Source organism: Pedobacter sp. Leaf194 (genome assembly GCF_001423945.1).
In the GTDB taxonomy this organism is placed as follows: domain Bacteria; phylum Bacteroidota; class Bacteroidia; order Sphingobacteriales; family Sphingobacteriaceae; genus Pedobacter.
Map to the genome: position 1 here is coordinate 239411 of NZ_LMPU01000001.1, position 19954 is coordinate 259364.

General features: G+C 38.9%; 21 protein-coding genes. 7 read left to right on the forward strand and 14 right to left on the reverse strand.

The genetic code is table 11. The features are described from left to right. Position 1: 1 nt before the first annotated feature. From ASG14_RS20150 to ASG14_RS01155, 10 genes are all read right to left on the reverse strand, one after another. Positions 2-160 carry a hypothetical protein gene (locus tag ASG14_RS20150; protein WP_157274807.1) on the reverse strand — a complete coding sequence of 53 codons (159 nt, stop codon included), beginning with the start codon at positions 158-160 and terminating at the stop codon, positions 2-4. 10 nt (positions 161-170) lie between these two features. Further along, positions 171-731, reverse strand: coding sequence for a 5-formyltetrahydrofolate cyclo-ligase (locus ASG14_RS01115; protein WP_056869229.1), 561 nt, complete (start codon positions 729-731; stop codon positions 171-173). A 137-nt stretch (positions 732-868) separates the two neighbouring features. Then, a complete protein-coding gene (gene efp, locus ASG14_RS01120) occupies positions 869-1429 on the reverse strand; it encodes an elongation factor P (RefSeq protein ID WP_056869230.1) in 561 nt (186 codons plus the stop codon). A gap of 117 nt (positions 1430-1546) precedes the next feature. Further along, positions 1547-2107, reverse strand: coding sequence for an elongation factor P (gene efp, locus ASG14_RS01125; protein ID WP_056869231.1), 561 nt, complete (start codon positions 2105-2107; stop codon positions 1547-1549). A gap of 653 nt (positions 2108-2760) precedes the next feature. Continuing rightward, positions 2761-3375, reverse strand: coding sequence for an ABC transporter ATP-binding protein (locus ASG14_RS01130; RefSeq protein ID WP_056869232.1), 615 nt, complete (start codon positions 3373-3375; stop codon positions 2761-2763). Continuing rightward, positions 3372-3845, reverse strand: coding sequence for a GNAT family N-acetyltransferase (locus tag ASG14_RS01135; RefSeq protein ID WP_056869233.1), 474 nt, complete (start codon positions 3843-3845; stop codon positions 3372-3374). The genes ASG14_RS01130 and ASG14_RS01135 overlap by 4 nt, the downstream gene beginning before the upstream one ends. A 103-nt stretch (positions 3846-3948) precedes the next feature. Continuing rightward, the gene (gene lpxA / locus ASG14_RS01140) at positions 3949-4734 is read right to left on the reverse strand and encodes an acyl-ACP--UDP-N-acetylglucosamine O-acyltransferase (RefSeq protein ID WP_056869234.1); all 786 of its coding nucleotides are present in this window, start codon (positions 4732-4734) and stop codon (positions 3949-3951) included. After that, entirely contained in the window at positions 4734-6146 is a 1413-nt protein-coding gene (locus ASG14_RS01145; protein WP_056869235.1) for a bifunctional UDP-3-O-[3-hydroxymyristoyl] N-acetylglucosamine deacetylase/3-hydroxyacyl-ACP dehydratase, read from the reverse strand. The genes lpxA and ASG14_RS01145 overlap by 1 nt, the downstream gene beginning before the upstream one ends. Then, a complete protein-coding gene (gene lpxD, locus ASG14_RS01150; RefSeq protein WP_056869236.1) occupies positions 6136-7212 on the reverse strand; it encodes a UDP-3-O-(3-hydroxymyristoyl)glucosamine N-acyltransferase in 1077 nt (358 codons plus the stop codon). Before lpxD ends, ASG14_RS01145 begins: the two co-directional genes overlap by 11 nt. Positions 7213-7334: 122 nt before the next feature. Continuing rightward, on the reverse strand, positions 7335-8555 hold the full coding sequence (locus tag ASG14_RS01155; RefSeq protein ID WP_056869237.1) for an HD domain-containing protein: 1221 nt from the start codon (positions 8553-8555) through the stop codon (positions 7335-7337). A 111-nt stretch (positions 8556-8666) separates the two neighbouring features. Between ASG14_RS01155 and ASG14_RS01160 the strand changes: the two genes are divergently transcribed. From ASG14_RS01160 to ASG14_RS01175, 4 genes are all read left to right on the forward strand, one after another. Further along, positions 8667-10220, forward strand: coding sequence for a PglZ domain-containing protein (locus ASG14_RS01160; protein WP_056869238.1), 1554 nt, complete (start codon positions 8667-8669; stop codon positions 10218-10220). Positions 10221-10305: 85 nt separating this feature from the next. Then, the gene (gene tsaE, locus ASG14_RS01165; protein ID WP_056869239.1) at positions 10306-10722 is read left to right on the forward strand and encodes a tRNA (adenosine(37)-N6)-threonylcarbamoyltransferase complex ATPase subunit type 1 TsaE; all 417 of its coding nucleotides are present in this window, start codon (positions 10306-10308) and stop codon (positions 10720-10722) included. Positions 10723-10809: 87 nt separating this feature from the next. Continuing rightward, complete coding sequence (locus ASG14_RS01170; RefSeq protein ID WP_056869240.1) at positions 10810-12039, forward strand: alanine dehydrogenase; 1230 nt, start codon at positions 10810-10812, stop codon at positions 12037-12039. A gap of 108 nt (positions 12040-12147) precedes the next feature. Beyond that, positions 12148-12831, forward strand: a complete 684-nt coding sequence (locus ASG14_RS01175) for a M15 family metallopeptidase (protein WP_056869241.1) — start codon at positions 12148-12150, stop codon at positions 12829-12831. 53 nt (positions 12832-12884) lie between these two features. On the opposite strand, the gene ASG14_RS01180 is transcribed toward ASG14_RS01175, so the two are convergent. The 4 genes from ASG14_RS01180 to ASG14_RS01195 form a co-directional block, all read right to left on the reverse strand. Further along, positions 12885-13385, reverse strand: coding sequence for a phosphoglycerate mutase family protein (locus tag ASG14_RS01180; RefSeq protein ID WP_056869242.1), 501 nt, complete (start codon positions 13383-13385; stop codon positions 12885-12887). 83 nt (positions 13386-13468) lie between these two features. Further along, entirely contained in the window at positions 13469-14509 is a 1041-nt protein-coding gene (locus tag ASG14_RS01185) for an aminotransferase class I/II-fold pyridoxal phosphate-dependent enzyme (RefSeq protein ID WP_056869243.1), read from the reverse strand. Between the two features lie 5 nt (positions 14510-14514). Continuing rightward, a complete protein-coding gene (locus tag ASG14_RS01190; RefSeq protein WP_056869244.1) occupies positions 14515-15309 on the reverse strand; it encodes an alpha/beta hydrolase family protein in 795 nt (264 codons plus the stop codon). 9 nt (positions 15310-15318) lie between these two features. Beyond that, positions 15319-16647, reverse strand: coding sequence for a D-alanyl-D-alanine carboxypeptidase (locus ASG14_RS01195; protein WP_157274808.1), 1329 nt, complete (start codon positions 16645-16647; stop codon positions 15319-15321). A 50-nt stretch (positions 16648-16697) separates the two neighbouring features. Between ASG14_RS01195 and ASG14_RS01200 the strand changes: the two genes are divergently transcribed. From ASG14_RS01200 to ASG14_RS01210, 3 genes are all read left to right on the forward strand, one after another. Further along, positions 16698-17951 (forward strand): aspartyl protease family protein, encoded by a 1254-nt coding sequence (locus tag ASG14_RS01200; protein ID WP_056869245.1) that lies wholly within the window; start codon positions 16698-16700, stop codon positions 17949-17951. Positions 17952-18030: 79 nt separating this feature from the next. Beyond that, on the forward strand, positions 18031-18897 hold the full coding sequence (locus ASG14_RS01205) for a phosphodiester glycosidase family protein (RefSeq protein ID WP_056869246.1): 867 nt from the start codon (positions 18031-18033) through the stop codon (positions 18895-18897). A 41-nt stretch (positions 18898-18938) separates the two neighbouring features. Beyond that, positions 18939-19865 carry a hypothetical protein gene (locus tag ASG14_RS01210; protein ID WP_056869247.1) on the forward strand — a complete coding sequence of 309 codons (927 nt, stop codon included), beginning with the start codon at positions 18939-18941 and terminating at the stop codon, positions 19863-19865. Positions 19866-19954 lie beyond the last annotated feature (89 nt).

The window sequence follows — 19954 nt, forward strand, 5'->3', positions numbered from 1 at the left end:
ACTATAAATGCTCTGCCTCGTATTTTTCACCGGCCTTCAGCATTAATTCTATTTGCTTCAAATCTTCGGCAGTAAGTTCTTCCTTTTCCTGCAATTCAAACACGGCGATCATGTTCTCTTCGTATTGTTTTTCAGTTTTAATTACGATTTCGTGCGCCATGATGCAAAGCTTAGAATTTAATAATTTCTGTTGGTGTAATGCAAAAATCTAACCTGATGTCCCGTTCTGTCACATCATCAATTTTATCAATTGCAGGCAGCAAAGATAAGCCTATTTTTTGAGCATTTAAATTTTCGAGAAATCGGTCGTAGAAACCTTTTCCGTAACCCACCCGGTAGCCTCTTTTATCAAAAGCTAACAACGGAACCATAACCAAGTCAACATCCCCATTGTGGATAACGCCTTGTTGTGGCTCTAAAATATTGTAAAGGTTTTTCTTTAAATCGTTTGGACCTAAATATTCGTGATTTGTCATTAAAGCGGTTCCAAAATCAGCTTTAGGAACAATTATTTTAATTTCAGGATGTTTTTCTGACAGCCATTCGATTAGTAAAAATGTATTGGGTTCTCTTTTTTCCAGGATGGGCAAAAAAATGTGCAATGTCTTTACCCTTGTAAAATCCACCGTTGTAAATTGCTTTAACAAACGGTTATTAAGCAATTCAAATTCCAGTTCACTTATTGCTAACCTGTCTTTTAAAGCTTGTTGTCTGATTGTTGATTTTAACATCTCCTGAACGCGGTTTTTAAAAACATTGCCACCAAAACATGCAAATACATTGAGTGTTAATGTGCCTGCGTTTTATGGTGGGTTTCAAAAAAAAAGCCCTTGAATAATTTCCAAGGGCTTCAATAGATTTTTATTAATTATTTTACGCGTTCCACATACTCACCTGTACGCGTATCAACTTTAATTTTATCGCCCTGGTTTACAAACATAGGCACTTTAACTTCTACACCGTTTTCAAGTGTTGCTGCTTTCAATGCATTTGTCGAGGTATCGCCTTTTACTGCTGGCTCCGAATAAGTAATTTCGAATTCTGCAAAGTTAGGCAGCTGACCCATAATGGCTTCGTCGCTTTCCATAGAAACGATAACGCTCATGCCTTCTTTCAAAAACTTAATGGCCGAGCCGAACAAAGTTTTTTCTACGTTATATTGTTCGTAGCTGTTGTTGTCCATCACCACCAGGTAATCGCCATCTTCGTACAAATATTGATAATCGTTAGTTTCAACGCGGCAAATTTCAACTGCCTCATCGGTATTCATACGGGCTTCAACAATTCTACCCGATTTAATGTTACGAAATTTACCAGTGTAAAAAGCGCCGCCTTTGCCTGGTGTACGGTGATTCCATTCGTCAACAGTAACCAACTCGTTGTTTACACGCAGGATGTTACCTGTTTTAATTTCTGATGCTTTAGCCATATGATGTTATCCTATGTGGATTTATATTTCCTTTTTTGTTGACGGCAAAGGTAAAATTATTTTAATAAAAACCTATAAACCTTTGGCGCTTAACATATCTTAAAAAGCGGTTATACACTACTTAACACGCTCCATATAATCCCCGGTTTTTGTATCTACTTTCACTTTATCGCCCTGGTTTATAAATAACGGAACTCTAATTTCAGCACCGGTTTCTACTGTGGCGTACTTCTGGGCACTTGTAGAGGTATCGCCTTTTACGGCAGGCTCCGTATAGGTAATTTCGAGTTCAACACTGTTCGGTAATTGCGCTACAATCGGTTCTTCACTCTCAAAGGCAATGGTAACATTCATGCCCTCTTTTAAAAACTTAATCGAAGCACCAAAAAGTAATTTTGGAATGTTGTATTGCTCAAAAGAATTATTATCCATCACCACTAAATAGTCGCCATCCTCGTACAAATATTGGTAATCATTGGTTTCTACCCTACAAATGGTTACTTCTTCATCCGTCCGGAAACGATACTCAACAATTTTACCGGTTTTAACATTGCGCATACGAGCCTGATAAAACGCCCTTAAGTTGCCAGGCGTACGGTGAATATATTCCTCTACACTAACCAGTTCTCCGTTAAACCGAAGCACATTTCCGCTTTTTACTTCTGATGCCTTTGCCATTGTATTTTAAACTTGTTTGCTGTTTTCTGAACATCAAAGTTAAAAAAATGAATTTTGATTTGGAAAGCAAAACCTGGATTAATCGGCCGCGATAGTCCCGCTTTTTACTCCAATCTTTTTAAAACAGCTGCTATCCGTAAAACGAAGCAAGAGTTTCATCGGTTGCAGATGCTTCGTGCCTCAGCATAACGGCTCATTTGCGATTGCTGCTAATAAAAAGGATTTTCGTATCAATCGGGTTTAGGAAGATAAGCTTTTGCATAGAACCCGCCACAGCTTCAGCGCTTTTTTGCGATTGTGGGGCAGAATTTCTGTATAATCAGAGCGAAGCGGACAAGGTTAAGAAATCTTAAATCGTTAAAAAATATCCGTATAAAAGAAATGCCTTTGGGAACCACTCCAAAGGCATAATCAACCTAAACCTCAAACTAAACTATGAAAAATTTTTTTGCTTTTTACAGCGATATATTTTGTGTCCGATAAACGGAAGATATTATCATTTCCTAAAGAGGTAAATAAATAATTGTTTCTATTTTTGGTGGTGCAAAGGTAAGAACAATTTATTGTTTTCAAAATATTTTTTTCAAAATAATTATTTAATACAATAAAATGACAAAATCATAGAATGAGCACAAATCGAAAGTCAATTTAATCTACTTAAAGTCAGCTATTTGCAAGCGATTGCTGCAAAATTCATACTCCTGGATTTGATTGGAGCCAATGATTGTGAGCCTATCTTTAGTAAAGTTTTCGATTAATTCCCGGTACCAGTCAATGCCTTGAACGTCTAAATTACTCGTAGGCTCGTCTAAAAATAAAATTGGTGAATCAGAACAACAGGCCAAACCAAGTTTGGTTCGTTGCTTCATTCCCGACGAAAAATACTTAATTTCCTTATTTGCAGATTTTTCCAAACCCAGAATAGAAACTAACGATTGCGCATCAATACCCGAAGCGAAATTTTTGAACTTAAAATGAAAGTTGATTAGCTCTTTTAAAGTGAAAGTTTCTACAAGTTCTAAATACGGTGCCGCTAAACTGATATGTTTATAAATTTGCTCAACGGAAATATCCTTTGTATCAGCAAACGCAATTTCTCCTTCAGATGGTGTTAAACTTCCGGTTAAAACACTTAATAAGGTGGATTTCCCAGAGCCGTTAGGCCCCAAAATAGCGTAACTATTTCCGGAGATGAACTCTGTGCTCAGGTTTCTGAAAATCCATTCTTTGTTAAACCTTCTGCCAACATTCTTTAAGGCTATTTTCATTTGCTAGTTGAATTGGGAAGCGGTTTCGCCATGCAAACGCTATTATCTACGCCGATGTACTGACCATAATTTGGCGTTACCAGGTAGCCAACCTTTTGATATAATGCAATTGCCTCAGGTTGCTTTCTACCCGTTTCCAGAACACACTCTTCGAAAGTGAGCTCGGTAGCCCAAGCCTCAAGTTCAGTTAAAATTTTAGCTGCAATACCTTTTTTTCTATAATCCGGGTGCACAAACATTCGCTTAACCTCTGCTGCGGTTTCAGATAATGGTTTTATTGCACCGCAGGCAACGGGCATTCCATTTTGGTATGCAACAACAACCCGTTTAATGGAATCTACTTTATTAAACTGCGCATAAAAAGCATGCTCATCACCATCTCTAACGGCTAAATCCTTATCCAGCAATGCAACCAATTGTATAAAATCGGCATTGTTCGAATTCGTTCTGATTAGCGTTAAATCACTCATAAGGTTATTAAATGTTCACCAGGGTAACTTAAATATTTAGGATTAACGGCTTCACTGTTTAGGTATTATCTTTACTTTACATGGAAACAATTTCACCTAAAATTTAGCTACCCATTCCGAAACCTTTCATTACCCCACGGTTAGAGTTTCGGATGAAATCAACAATCTCATCGCGAATTTCCGTCGGTTTAAATTCAGCTTCAATTATATCTAAGGCTTTGGTTACATTGTTGTGTTTTACAAACAGCACACGGTAAATTTCCTGTATTTCATCAATCTGCTCATTGGTAAAGCCTCTTCTGCGCAAACCAACCGAATTTATACCTGCGTAAGAAAGCGGCTCTCTTGCAGCCTTAACATAAGGTGGAACATCTTTACGAACCAAAGAACCGCCGGTTACAAATGCATAAGAACCCACTTTTACAAATTGGTGAATGGCAACCAAGCCAGCCAAAACAACATTATTGCCGATGGTAATGTGGCCGGCTAAAGTTGTGCTGTTCGAAAAGATACAGTTGTTACCCACCTCGCAATCGTGTGCTATGTGAGAGTAGGCCTGAATTAAGCAATTGCTGCCAATTACTGTTCTCCATTTATCTTTGGTGCCGCGGTTTATCGTAACGCACTCGCGAATAGTTGTATTATCGCCAATTTCTGCGGTAGTTACTTCACCTGCAAATTTTAAATCCTGTGGTTCGCCAGAAATTACCGCCCCAGGAAAGATGCGGCAGTTTTTACCAATCCGGGCGCCATCCATAATGGTTACATTTGAACCAATCCAGGTTCCCTCGCCAATTACAACGTCTTTATGAATCACCACAAAAGGTTCAATTACCACGTTTTCGGCAATTTTTGCCTGAGGATGTATGTATGCTAGAGGTTGTATCATTATTGAACTGGTTCTGGTTGTTTAATTTTGGATATTTGAGCCATCATTTCGGCTTCGACAACAATTTTTTCGCCAACCATGCCAACACCTTTCATTTGAGCAATTCCTCGTCTGATTGGTTCCAGCAAATCACAGCGGAAAACGATGGTGTCGCCGGGAAGAACCTGAGCCCTAAAGCGAACATTATCAATTTTTAAAAAGTACGTTAAATAATTTCTTGGATCGGGTACAGTACTTAAAACTAAGATTCCACCAACCTGTGCCATTGCCTCAATCTGAATTACACCAGGAAAAACCGGTGCGCCAGGGAAATGTCCTTTAAAAAATTCCTCATTCATGGTTACGTTTTTAACGCCCACAACATGGTTTTTAGAAAGTTCCAGAATTTTATCTACAAATAAAAACGGCTGACGATGAGGCAAAATGTCCATAATCTGAACAACGTCATATAATGGCTTAGCGCTTGGATCGTACACCTTTTGTATTTTCTTGTTTTTTTCTTTTTTAATCGCTGCTTTAATTTTCTTAGCAAATGCAACGTTTGCGGCGTGCCCTGGGCGAGCGGCCATAATGTGCCCTTTTAGGTGCATACCTACCAAAGCTAAATCGCCAATCATATCCAATAATTTATGACGGGCAGGTTCATTTTGGTACCTGAGCTCCATATTATTTAAAATACCTTGTGGCGCAACATCAATATCCGCACGGTTAAAAAGTTTTGCCAAATGGCTCAACTCATCTTTTGTTACTTCTTTATCAACAATAACGATGGCGTTATTTAAGTCGCCACCCTTAATCAGGTTATGAGATAGCTGATATTCCAGTTCGTGAAGGAAACAAAAGGTACGGCAAGACGCAATTTCTTTTTTAAACTCTGCGATGGTGTTTATGCCTGCGTGTTGGCTGCCTAAAACCGGTGAGTTATAATCTATCATACAAGTAAAACGGTAGTCATCCAAAGGCATGGCTACAATTTCAACTTTTCTGTCTGCTTCTGTATAAGTAATGTTATGAGGAATGGTAAAATATTCGCGGTCTGCGTTTTGTTCTATCGCACCAACTTCTTCCAGCAAATCGATAAACTGGATGGAGCTGCCATCCATAATCGGGGTTTCCGGACCGTCGAGTTTTATTAGAACATTATCTAAATCCATGCCAACAAGCGATGCCATAACGTGTTCAACAGTACTCACGCTTGCGCCGTTTTGGGTAATCGTTGTTCCGCGGGATGTATCGGTTACATTGTCTGCATCTGCATCGATAATGGGATGACCATCTAAATCAACTCGTTGAAATTTAAAACCGTGATTTTCTGGTGCAGGGCAAAAAGTTAAAGTAACATTAGCTCCGGTGTGTAAACCAACACCAGATGCAGATATCTCTTTTTTAATCGTTTTTTGTCTAACGTTCATTGTTTATTGTGTTCTTTTCCAGTTCTGCTGTAAGTTTTTTCAGCGTTTCTTCAAGCACATTAATCCGCTTTTCTACATCTGGCAAGTGCTTAAATATTACCGAAGCACGCATCCAGTTCCTCAAAGGCTGCGCCGGACTTCCGTGCCACTGTTTATTTTCTTCTGTTATGTTAAAATTGATTCCGGCCTGAGCACCGATTTGAGTTCCTTTGGCCAAAGTTAAGTGTCCGGCAATACCAACCTGTCCACCTATAACGCTGTTTGGCCCAACTTTAGTGCTGCCCGAAATGCCGGATTGCGCCGCAAGAACAGTATTTTCCCCTATTTCGGCATTGTGCGCAATCTGAATCAGATTGTCGATTTTAGCACCCTTTTTAATAATTGTAGAACCCATTGTGGCTCTGTCGACAGTTGTATTTGCACCAATTTCTACGTCGCTCTCAATAATTACATTCCCAATTTGTGGTATCTTGTTATACGTACCATCTTTTTGTGGCGCAAATCCAAAACCATCACTGCCAATTACGGTGTTCGAATGAATAATAACCCTGTCGCCAATAACAGAATTATGGTAAATTTTAACGCCGGGAAAAAACGTGCTGTTTTCGCCGATTTTTGTGTTGGCACCAACATAAACCTGGGCATTTACTTTTGTACCCGAAGCGATTTCTGCATGCTCGGCAATGTATGCGAAAGCACCAATAAAAACGCCCTCACCAATTTTCGCGGTAGGGTGCACAAAAGCCAGCTTATCGATACCGGATTGCGCCGCCCTGGCATTTACTGCCTCGTTATATTTATCGAGCAAAACGGTAAAAGAACTATATGGGTTTTCTACCCGAATTAACGTGCTGGTATAATTTTGTGTAGGGTTAAAATCTTTAGATACAATTACGACAGAGGCCTCGGTAGAATATAAAAAGTTTTCGTACTTCGGATTGGAAAGAAAAGACAATGAGCCTGCCTTACCATCTTCTATCTTAGAGAGTTCTGTTACAGCTACATCGGGGTTACCATCAATGGAACCGTTTAAAAACTCGCTTATCTGCTTGGCAGTAAATTGCATCGTACAAAGGTAAATGTTAAATTGATATGAACAAAAAAACCTATAAAGGTTAAATAGTGTATATTTTACACAATAATAAGACTTAAAACGGCACCAAAACCTAAATATTTTGTTAAAAAAACTTAAATCCCGCGGGGATAACAAAGAATATACTTTTCTACTGTTTTTTGCAGCGACTCTAAATTAGATAAATCCGAAGCTTTGGCAATATCTACAATATCGTTATTTTTCATCAGAATTTTAATATTCCCCACGCCGGCGTTGTAAGCTCTGTTTTGTATCGAATCTGTAAAAACAAAGTATTTTACTTCTTCGGCGGCAATGCCCAGCAAATCGATAGTGGCATTCTGCAAAAACTCAACACGCTCCTTATCTGCCAGTTCGTTACTCATTTCTACCTTGTATAAATTCCTAGAAGTAAGCATTTTACATAATGTAGATAAAATTTTATCGGGATGTTGAGCCCAAACTTTTACTGCAGCGTAAATATCCTGATCATCAAGATTTGTAAAATGCTCCAGGTTTTCATGGGTAAAAAATGTTTCCTCATTGATGTTGTTATTGAGGAAATAACTTAAAGATGGAGCCGCAAATAAATCAATACCTGCTATGGCCAATTCTTTAGCCCTTTCCAACAATTTAACCAGAATCATTTCGCCAGCAATTACAGTTTTATGCAAATAAACTTGCCAATACATCAATCTGCGGGCAATCAGAAACTTTTCAATGGAGTAAATTCCTTTTTCTTCGATAACCAAATCATCCTCCACAACGTTGAACATTTTAATAATCCTGTCGAAGCTAATTACACCTTCACTAACGCCGGTAAAAAAGCTGTCGCGATTCAGATAGTCCATTCTATCTAAATCCAGTTGACCAGAAATTAACTGGTTGAGGAATTTTTTTGGGTATGTGCCGTTAAAAATTTCGATTGCAAGGCTGAGTTTTCCATCAAAATGTTTGTTCAAATCCTGCATCAGCTTTGCTGAAATATCTTCGTGCTTTATGCCGGTTACTAAAGAATGTTCGAGCGCATGTGAAAACGGCCCATGCCCAATATCGTGCAGTAAAATGGCCAATATTGCCGATTCTTCTTCAGCATCGCTAATTGTATGTTCTTTGCTACGGAGCAAACCTATAGCCAGGCTCATTAAATGCATGGCCCCTAAAGCATGGTGAAAACGGGTATGGAGTGCGCCAGGATAAACAAGATGGGTCATTCCAAGTTGTTTGATGTAGCGCAAACGCTGAAAATACGGATGCGAAATTACATCATAAATCAATTCTGATGGAATGCTGATGAATCCGTACACCGGATCATTTATTATTTTCTTCTTGTTCAATCGTTAAAAATAGTTAAATAGACAGATACGGTACAAAAATTGCTATTTTTATTTATAGTTTAATTACCTGCCGGAATATAAGGGGCAATACAGACCTATTTTTACAAAAAAATGCAAGAAACTAAAATATTGTGGGCCGATGATGAAATCGACTTGCTAAAGCCTCATATACTTTTACTTAACGATAAAGGTTATAATGTAACAACTTTTACAAACGGAAACGACGCCCTTGAGGCTTTTGGGAAAAGCCATTTTGATTTGGTTTTTCTAGATGAAAACATGCCTGGTATGAGCGGTATCGAAACGCTTTCGGCCATAAAAAACCTAAATCCTGATGTTCCCGTAGTTTTGATTACGAAAAGTGAGGAAGAAAACCTTATGGAAGATGCCATAGGGAGTAAAATAGATGATTATTTAATTAAACCGGTTAACCCAAAACAGGTTCTTTTAACCATAAAAAAACTGATTGATAAAAAACTTCTTGTAAGCGAAAAAACATCAATGGCTTACCAGCAGGATTTTAGAAGACTCGGCATGACACTTGGCGATCGCCTGAGTTATGACGAATGGGTAGATGTTTATAAAAAAATAGTCTTCTGGGAGCTTGAGCTCGAGAAATTAGACGACCCGCAAATGCACGAAATTTTAACCATGCAGAAGCAGGAAGCCAATACACAGTTTTCGAAATTTATCGAAGAACACTATCTCGATTGGATTAAAGATAAAGACAGGGCGCCATTGCTTTCTAATGAATTATTGAAAAAGAAGGCTTTTCCGCATGTAAATGATACAACCCCGGTGTTTTTTATTCTGGTTGATAACCTCCGTTACGACCAGTGGAAAATTATAAATCCTCTTATTTCTGAATATTTCAGAATTGATGAGGAAGATATGTATACCAGTATTTTGCCAACTGCAACGCAGTATGCCAGAAACGCAATTTTCTCGGGCTTAATGCCGCTGGAAATGGAAAAACGTTTTCCGGGCTTATGGCAAAACGATGATGATGAAGGTGGTAAAAATTTGCACGAAGAAGCTTTCCTGGCCGATAACATTAAACGCACTTTACGCAAGGATTGTAAATTCAGCTACAACAAAATTTTAACTTTTGAGCAAGGGAAAGAACTGGTTGAACAAACCAATAACCTGTTGAAAAATGATTTCAATGCTATTGTTTTCAATTTTGTTGATATGCTGAGCCATGCCAGAACAGACATGCAAATGATTCGCGAGCTGGCTAACGATGATGCGGCCTACCGCTCGTTAACATTATCATGGTTCGAGCATTCTCCTTTATTCGATTTGTTGAAAAAGATTTCACAGAAACAGGTTAAAGTGATTATAACTACCGACCACGGAACCATTCGTGTTAAAAAACCGGTTAAGGTTATTGGCGATAGAAGTACAAATACCAATCTTCGTTATAAACAGGGAAGAAACCTAAACTTCAATGCAAAGGAAGTTTTTGCAATTAAAAATCCTCACGATGCATTGTTGCCTAAAATCAACATCAGCAGCAGCTACATATTTGCCAGAGAAGACAGCTATTTTGTTTATCCCAATAATTACAATCAATTTGTAAATTATTATAACGAAACCTTTCAGCATGGTGGCATTTCTTTAGAGGAAATGATAATTCCGGTGGTAACTTATTCGCCAAGGTAAATTTTAGCCACATTTAGCGGGCAAAATATTGAAAGGCAAAAGCGATGCAAATATGTATTACTTTTGCCTTTTATCTTTTATAACGATGAAGATTCATATTAACGGTTTAGCGGATTTGCCAGAAGTTGCCGAAAAGCTTGCGGCGTTTGCCGCAGATGAGAAGATATTTCTTTTTGACGGAGAAATGGGCGCAGGCAAAACGACCTTTATAAAAAATTTCTGTAAAACATTGGGCGTTAATGAAGTAGTTTCGAGCCCTACTTATTCCATTGTAAATGAATACTTGGGTGCTGCAAATGCCGTTTACCACTTTGATTTTTACCGAATAAAGAATATTCAGGAAGCCTATGATTTAGGCTACGAAGAATATTTTTATGGTGGTGGAATTTGCCTTATCGAGTGGCCGGAACGAATTGAAGAGTTGTTGCCGGCACATTATGTGAAGGTCGAAATTTCGGTTTTAAACGAGAGCGGCAGAGCATTTGAGTTTACAAAAACCTAATGTTCAGATGTATTTTGTTATCAGTAATTTAACAGAATTTCCGTACCTTCATAAACCTTTAAACCCAAAACATTTTTTAATAACATCATGGCTACAGGATTACGCGAAGGAATGGCCGATATAGCTCGCCAAGGCTTATTGCAAACACAAGAGGCGACGCTGGAAACCAGAAATAAAAAGAATAATCTCAATATTGGCATCCCGAAAGAAATCTCTTTCCAGGAAAATAGAATCGCTTTAACACCATTATCTGCTGCGTTATTGGTCAATAACGGTCATCGCGTTATTTTGGAAAGCGGGGCAGGCATTGCTGCTAATTTTTCAGATTCTGAATATGCAGAACAGGGTGCTAAAATCGCCTACGATAAAAAGGAAGTTTTCGATTGCGACATTCTGGTTAAAATTGCCCCGCCAATGTTGGAGGAAATTGCGCTGATGCATAAAGGCCAAACGCTTATTTCTTCACTTCAAACCGGAACTTTAAAGCAAGAATATCTGAAAGCCTTAATGCAAAAAAAGATTAATGCCCTATGTTTTGAGAACTTGCGTGATGAAGGAAACGTTCTAAGCGTAGTGCGGGCGATGAGCGAGATTGTAGGTTCTACATCTATACTAATCGCTGCAGAATATCTAAGTAACGTAACCGGCGGCAAAGGATTGATGCTCGGTGGTTTTACCGGGGTTCCGCCTACAGAAATTGTAATATTAGGTGCCGGAACAGTTGGCGAGTATGCGGCAAGAACTGCTTTAGCTTTAGGGGCTGAAGTAAAAGTTTTCGACAGCTCGATTTACCGCTTGCGCAGGCTTCAGAATAATTTAGGAAACAGCCGCGTGTTTACTTCTGTAATGCAGCCAATTGTTTTAAATAAGGCAATTGTTACCTGCGATGTTGTAATCGGGGCGATTCGTGCGAGCCACGGCCGTAGTCCATGTATTGTTATGGAAGAAACGGTTGCCCGAATGAAACCACATTCGGTTGTTATTGATGTAAGTATCGACCAGGGTGGCTGTTTTGAAACCTCTGAGGTAACAAACCATACCAATCCGGTTTTCAGAAAATACGATGTAATCCATTATTGTGTTCCCAACATCGCATCGAGGGTTCCGCGTACCGCATCATATGCGTTAACCAATATTTTTGCACCTATCTTGCTCGATATCGGTGAATTTGGTGGCTTAATGAATATGGTTTGGAACAACCCCGGAATTCGCGAAGCCTTATATATTTATCAGGGCAACGTGACCAATAAGGATTTAGCCGATATGTTTAATTTACCCTTTAAAGATTTGGAATTATTAGTTGTCTCCAATCAGTAAACTTGCTTTTTATTATTGGAGCGGAACTTAAGGCTTTTTTAAACTAAAGGTGTTCAATTCGGTAAGAAGAATTTCTTTGCAACGGCCAGCTTAAGCTAATTTCAAATTATGAAACTAAATACCTTCATTTTATTTTTATTCGCATCCGTTTCGGCACTTGCCCAAATTAAACCTGCAACGCCTAAAAAACTTTTCATAATAAGTTCTTATCAGCAATACCTGGCTTCGGTAAAAGAAAATTCGAACAATCAACTTGTAGAAATAAAGAAGGCTATTCCGACAATTAGGTTAGACATTCGTTACGCAACCAAAAATAATTTTATGAAACAGGTTATGTATGGGCAGGCACGTGCTTTTGCCCGCAAACCTGTTGTAGAGTCGCTTAAAAAAGTGCAGGCGGAGTTGTTTAAAAAAGGTTTAGGCTTGAAAATATTTGATGGTTACAGGCCTTACGCCATAACAGTTGCGTTCTACCAAAAGGCGAGCGATAAAAATTTCGTAGCAAACCCGAAGCAAGGTTCTAAACACAATCGCGGCTGTGCGGTAGATTTAACCATTGTAGATTTAAAAACAGGAAAAGAAATTGCCATGCCAACGCCTTATGATAGCTTTTCGGCAGCTGCAGCAGCAAATTATGCTAAGGTATCACCGCAAGTCAAAAAGAACCGGGATTTTTTTATCGCCATAATGAAAAAGTATAAGCTAAATGTACTGGAGAATGAGTGGTGGCATTACGATTTTCAAGGCTGGCAAAATTATGCGCTGCTCGATATTCCTTTTGAAAAACTTTAAGTGCTCGTTTCTGCAACAATTGTTTTCAGCTTGGCTTGTTACCTAAAAGCCAATTACAAGTGGTGCGGTATGCCATACTGATCCATTTTCACCCTGGCTTTATCACCTTTAACGTTTAAATGAAAGATGAAATCATAATCATCATCAGTTAATTCTTCACGGGGGCGTTTTCCACCAAATGCTTCAATAATTTCAAGCACGGTATTCGAATGCCCGGCGATGATGATTTTTTTGCCAGCGTAACTGGTTTTAATCGTATCAACCAGAGCTTTGATATCCGTGTAGTTTATAACTTTAGGAATTACAAGCGAATCCAGCGTTTGACGCGTTCTTTTGTAAGGAGTACTAAAAGCCACATCTATATTTTCTTTTTTCAGGTATTTGGCCAGGTCGCCGGCTCTAACTTTTCCTTCTTCCGATAAATCCGGATTTTTTTCCTGTGGATCAGACCTGTCTTTTTCCGCATGGCGAACTATCCAAATTTCAGTAGTTTGTGCTTTTGCGAGGTTGAAAAACAGAAAAATGACGGAAAGAAATATTAAAAGCTTTTTCATTAGAGGCAGTTTTAAAGCTATAAATATTGAAAAAATTATCGGTTTGCAGAAATCATCTCTAAATGAAAAAGCGCCGGGGCATTCTATCGAATAAACGACAGCAAACGTTCTACATCATCAAAATTGTGCCAACTGCTTAAAACGATTCGATTTATGGGCTCGCTTGTTGTGTTTGGATAAGGGAAAGATGAGATCAGGATTTCATGTTCCAGCAGCCGGTCTGCCAAATCAACGTCGTCTAAAAAAAATGCCGGAAAGCTTGTTTCGAACTTCCAGGATGGATTAAGTTGCGATGAAAACAACTCGATGTTGGTTTGCAGTTTATTCCAGGCCGAATTGTAAATGGTTTCTGCATGCATAAACGCATATAAGCCTGCGGCTGCGGGCGGAGATGCACCCACGAAAATATTTGTTTGCTTAAGTTTCCCGATAATTGCCGCTGAGCCTAAAACCAAACCGGCATCAACTCCCAGTGCTTTCGCCATCGAGGCCACGACAACCCACTCGATGTTTGGTTTTTTCGGCAAACTACCGAAGCAACCTAAACCTTTATTGTTAATGCCAATTCCATGAGAGTCGTCTAAAATGAAAGTTACTTTCTTAGCCGGGTTTATTTCCTCCACAAAATCAAAGTCATAAATTTCGGGGAAAAGATTATTCATCGAATTGCTTATTAAAACCCAATCCTGTTGTTCGGAGCTGTTGATAACTTCAACTATCTGTTTACACCAGGCCGTGAACGAGCTAGAATTAAAGCTTTGCTTTGTTAACCAAAGCGCAGGATGTGTTGACGGCGCATAAATTACTTCTCCCAGTTTTGATAACGCATGAACAGTAAGCTGTGCAGCCAGGTAACCGCTTGACGTGATTAAAGCATCTTCTGCTTTGAATCGGACGGAGGCTACTTTTTCTGCATCATCGTAAATACCAAGTTGTATGTTGTTTGTTCGGCTGGTTCCATTATTTAAGCCATATTTCCTGAGGCCTTCCATGTATAATTCTAAAAAATTATCATTTTGCGGGATGCCCAGATACGCAGTTCCGCCGAAGTACAGATAATCTCTACCACCGATATTTATCTTGTTGGAAAATGGTTTTGTTATGGATTTTAGTCCGCGATTCATCAATTTTATTTTGAAACCTGTTTGCTAAAAAACTCAAATTGTTGTTTAATGGATTTTTTCCAGTACGCAGCATTATGGTTACCGGGTTGGGAAATATAGGTCGCCTTGATTTTCAAACTATCACATTTCTTCTTCATGGCATTGTTCGATTGGTAGAAAAAATCATCGGCGCCACAATCGAAGATGATTTCCTTTGGGCTTCCGGCTAGCTTATCAATTTGTTGTATAACAGAATATTTTAGCCAGATGTCGCTATCTTTGTCGGGATTACCGAGAAGTTCCGGGACGCCGAATTTTCCAATCGCATCGCGAAGATTTATGCCTCCACTTGTGCTGCCCGCACTCTTAAACATATCCGGATGTTTCAAAAATAACCATAAAGCGCCGTGTCCGCCCATACTTAAGCCTGTAATAAAAATGTTCGCCGTATCAATGGGGTAATCGTTCTTAATTTTAGGTAAGAATTCTTCAAAAAAGAAATTTTCATATTGCCAGTCCGCCTTCGCCGGACTGTTTAAATACCAGGATTTGTAGAGCCCATCCGGAGCAATTAAAATATACCCGTATTCATCAGCATACTTTTGAGCATCCATTATGTTGTTCCATTGTTTGTAGTTACCGCTGTAACCGTGAAGCAGAATTATCGCCGGAACTTTTTTATTATTCTTTAAGTTTTTTGGGGTAAAAACCCATGTCGTGTCTGCTTGTGGTAGGTTTTTCGATTTGAAGATAATTTGCTGCTGTGCATTTGTAGTAAGAAAAAACAAGAGGCAAATCGAAATCAGTTTTAAGCATTTCATGTTTGTAAATTAAAAGTTGTCATGAATGTAGGTAACTATCCTAACCATCTCATTTCTTACCGCTGCGGTTGGATTGATGAAGTTGTTGTTCATAAAGGAATAGATGTAGATTTTACCTTTTTTTGTTAAAATGTAACCGCTTTGGTTATGAATCCCGGTAAGCGAACCGGTTTTCCCAAAAACAAAAGGCTTGTCTGTTTTTGGATAGGCGTTTTTTAAGGTGCCGCTTTTGCCGCCCGCAGGCAACATATCAAACAGTTTTTCAGGGTTGTTTACTTCTGTATAAATCAGGTTTAAAACCGCAATCATATCATTGGGGGTAAATAAGTTCATTCGGGAAAGTCCGGAACCATCAACCCATCGTGGCTTTTGGGGTAAACCTTGTAAATGGTTCTTTAAAACATACTGAATGGTTTTTTCTGTATTTAATGTATCGCTAAGCTTATCGCCACAAACAAGCAACAGTTGCTCGGCCAGAAAGTTATCGCTGGGTAAAAGCATCGCTTTTAAAACTGAATCGCGGCTGGCGCCATACAAGGTCTTGGCGTTGGCAGGCATATTCCTGTCTATCAATCCAATGGGTTTATGTAAAGTATCGGCAAGCAGGCCCACCGTTGTGGCGTTGCTTAATTTAAAAGGGATTTGCTGAACAAAATTCGGTTTGACAGCAACGGCGTTGTAGGCAAATTCATTGTTGTTGAAATTTCGTTTCACCAGGAAATCGCCTGCGGTCTGCGTGCTGTCTTTTACGAAACATGAGCTAAAGCTTTTTGGGCTCACAGAGAAATTCCCGTTTTGTGTTCCCTTTACCCAAACCGTATTGTCGAGCAGGGGCAAATCATTTATTTCTGCCTGGTAATAATCGTTGTAGTCATCCCAGGCCCAGCCGGCACCGAAAAAATTCCCAGTATATCTGCCAGGCGAGTAGAAGAGTTTTTTTGTGCTTCCGGCGAGAAAATTGTAGGCAGATTTATCTTTTAGTTCTGACTGCAGAAAAGATGGATCGCCCGTTCCCCAAAAAATTAACGAATCATTTGTTTCGATGTATCTTAAGGCTGGCATCCGCTCCGGAATCATTTTTAACGATGCGTAAAAAGTATATAATTTAGTGTTCGATGCCGGCGTAAATTGCTTATCGCCATCTTTCTCAAACACCGTGGTTTTCGCCTGTAAATTAAATAGTGAAAAGCCGACCATGTATTGCTTTATAATTTCTGACTTCCTGAATTCTTTAGAAACCTTATGGGCCATCATTTTGTCGGCAGAACAGCCTGACAACAAATAAATTAACAAAGCTAAGGGAAGCACCGGGGCTTTAAAAAGTTGGCGAAAAATCATCTTTTAAAGTTATAGGAAATAATACAAACTAAATTATTAAATTTAATCAAATGTTAACCAAATATAAGTTTGCAAAGTTTGCTATGAGCCGCAAATTGATTATTATTTGCGTAGGACTTTTTATACTTTTTTTTTACAACTGTGAAGCTCAGGAATTCCATTTTTCAGGTAATCAGCAACGGCAATCCTTACAGTTCAAATCCATAAAAAACCTAATCATTATTCCTGTTTACATCAACGAAAAAGGGCCTTTTGATTTCGTTTTAGATACGGGCGTAGGGCCACTAATCATCACAGAGCCATCCATTATCGATTCCCTGAATTTCACAACCATGCGTAAAATTAAAGTTTCGGGTTTAGGGCTGGAAACCGTGGAGGCATTTGTATCGCAAAATATAAAGGCTACCGTAGGCAGGGCTGAAGCTCAGCATATCCCTACCGCCATTTTGAAAGAAGATTTGTTTAATTTATCAGGGCATTTAGGGATAAAAATTTATGGATTAATCGGATTCAATTTTTTCAACAGTTTTATTGTAGATATCCGCTATGCAGAAAGCAGGCTCATCTTCACAGCGCCGGGCGCTAAGGTTAAATACAGAGGCAGCAAAATTCCAATTGTGATTGAGAGCATGAAACCATACGTTTACGCAGATGTTGCCACATCAGATAATGAAAAGATTTCTGCTAAATTGCTTATGGATACCGGTGCCAGTCATGCTTTATCTATGGAAATGTATAATGGAGAAATGTTTCCCTTGCCTTATTCTAAAATAAAGGCAAATCTGGGCATGAGCATTAGCGGACAAATTAAAGGTTATCTCGGACGAATTAAAGGCTTCTCTATCGGAGGGTATGACTTTAAAGATGTAATATCTGGTTTTCCCGATTATCGGGTTATCTCACAAAAAATAGATTTAAAAACCCGGAACGGTAACGTTGGCGCCGATTTGCTAAGAAAGTTTAACATCCAGTTTAACTATCAGGAGGGTTTTATGTACGTAAAGCCTAACGGAAATTTCAAAACACCTTTTGAGCATGATATGATTGGAATGGTTGTATATCTTGACCAAAAAGAATACAAACGATTCCTGATTGGGGAAATTGACGAAAACTCGCCGGCAGAAAAGTCTGGCCTTTGTCCGGATGATGAAATAATAGGCGTTAATTTCAGGCCTATGAACGTTTATTCGCTTAATGAGCTCTCAGAACTTTTCAAATCGGGTGCAAATAAAAGCGTAATTCTCGAGATTTACAGAGACAATAAAACCTTTTTTAAAGTGGTTCACCTCGAACGAAGAATTTGATTTTACAGGTAATTTTAAGGTTACAAGCTCATAACTAACTTATCAGGCTTTAAATTCGCAGGTATCAAAATCTTAGATAATGATTAAGAAGGCCGCAATTTTTTTTACGCTGTTTGTAGTAAGCTTAACTTGCTTTGCGCAAAACCAGGATTCGATTACTTTAGTAAAAACTCATTGGATAAAAACGAGAGTAGCTAGGCAGGTAAAGCTTTTTAAACATCATTTCGACCAGAAGAATCTCTTTTCTGCCAACCAGAATATTTCTTTTTTGGAGGTAAAAAATTCTGGCAGAAAAGCCGTTTTTGCAATTGATGCAGAGGCGCAGCAATTAATAACCACGAGCGGTTTTGGCATTAGAGATACTGCAATTGCCGCCATAAACGGTAATTTTTTCGACGTAAAAAATGGAGGTTCTGTTGATTTTGTAAAAGTAAACGGAGAAGTTATTAATACAAACCGGCTTGAAAAGAGCGGATCCCGTGCGTTTCATCAAAAGGCTGCAGTTGTAATTCGTAAGGGCAAAATCGAAATTGTGAAGTGGGATGGAAGCGCTGACTGGGAAAAAAATGTAACAGACGGAGATGTATTGTTGAACGGGCCTTTATTGGTATTCAATAACCAGGAAGAGCGGCTTGATACTGCGGCTTTTAATCGTTTACGTCATCCACGTACGTGTGTGGGTTTAAAGCCAAATGGCCGGGCCATTTTACTAACGGTAGATGGAAGAAATGATAATTCTGCTGGAATGAGTTTGTTTGAACTGACAAAAATTATGCGTTGGCTTGGCTGTACAAGTGCAATTAATTTTGATGGCGGCGGTTCTACCACGCTTTGGGTTAACGGAGATGGCGACACGGGTGTTATCAATTACCCAACGGACAACAAAAAATGGGATCACGAGGGTCAGCGGAAAGTAGCCAACGTAATTCTGGTTAAGAAAAAATAAATTATTTTAGCCGAACTTTGCGCCTGCTGCGTTATATACATATGATAAAAAATTTCTGCCTCCTTTTTTATGTTATTATTCTGTGTTCATCCTGCGATTTTGCTTCAAAAAAGACCAATCCAAAACTGCGGGATTACACCTGGGAATCGGTAAAAGGCATCCGCTACCAGGAAGTTCGTAGAAGATTCAAAAACGGCTTATCATTTAATATGGAAGGCTTTATGCAAAAGCCATCGTGGATTATAGAGGTTGCCAAAGAAGATACGATGATGGCCTGGAGTCCGCAGAAACAAATTATGCAAAAGTTTTTCCTCCAGTATGATCATGGTAATCTTTACAATTTTGCCGAAGAATGGTTTAAGGTTAAAGCCATGACTAATGATAGCCTCGTATTACAGCGGGTACAGGTTAATGGTAAAAACGTACTTGCCGATTTTCGGTCGGATGTTAACATGACTTTTTACGCCCAAAGCTATATCAAAAATAAACTTAAAACGACGGCCGAAAAGTTGCAGAAACCAAGTAAAGCAGATACTGCTTTTATCATAAAAAGAGCCGTTAGCGTTAATGCAAATAGCGACAGTGCTTTCGCCGCGACAGAGCCGGTTCAGTTTATACCGAAAAGTAAAATTGTTACGGTGGAAAAGTTGGTTACGGCGAGTAAGCTGGAGGGACGAACGGCGGCTTACGATTATATGTTTCCGCAGTATAAAATCATTATCGATAGGGCATATAAAGATTTTGCTTACCAAATCTCTGCTGTAGTAGATTTTCAGGGTGGTATACACGTTAAAGACGTTTATGGCGTATTGCCCGAGAACGCTGATTCAAAGAAAAAGAATATGCAGGCTGTGGCCGATATTTACATCAGAAACCTTTTTGATGTACTGCCAGGAACGAGCCTCGGAATTCCGCACAATAGCCAAATTACGATGATGATTATTGGAAAAGCAATTAAAAGGCCTTAGTAATCTGCTGTTTACAAAATTTTAACGTTAAAAAAATGTTAAAATTTATTTTGATTTTAAAAATTAAAACTTACCTTGCAGACTTAATT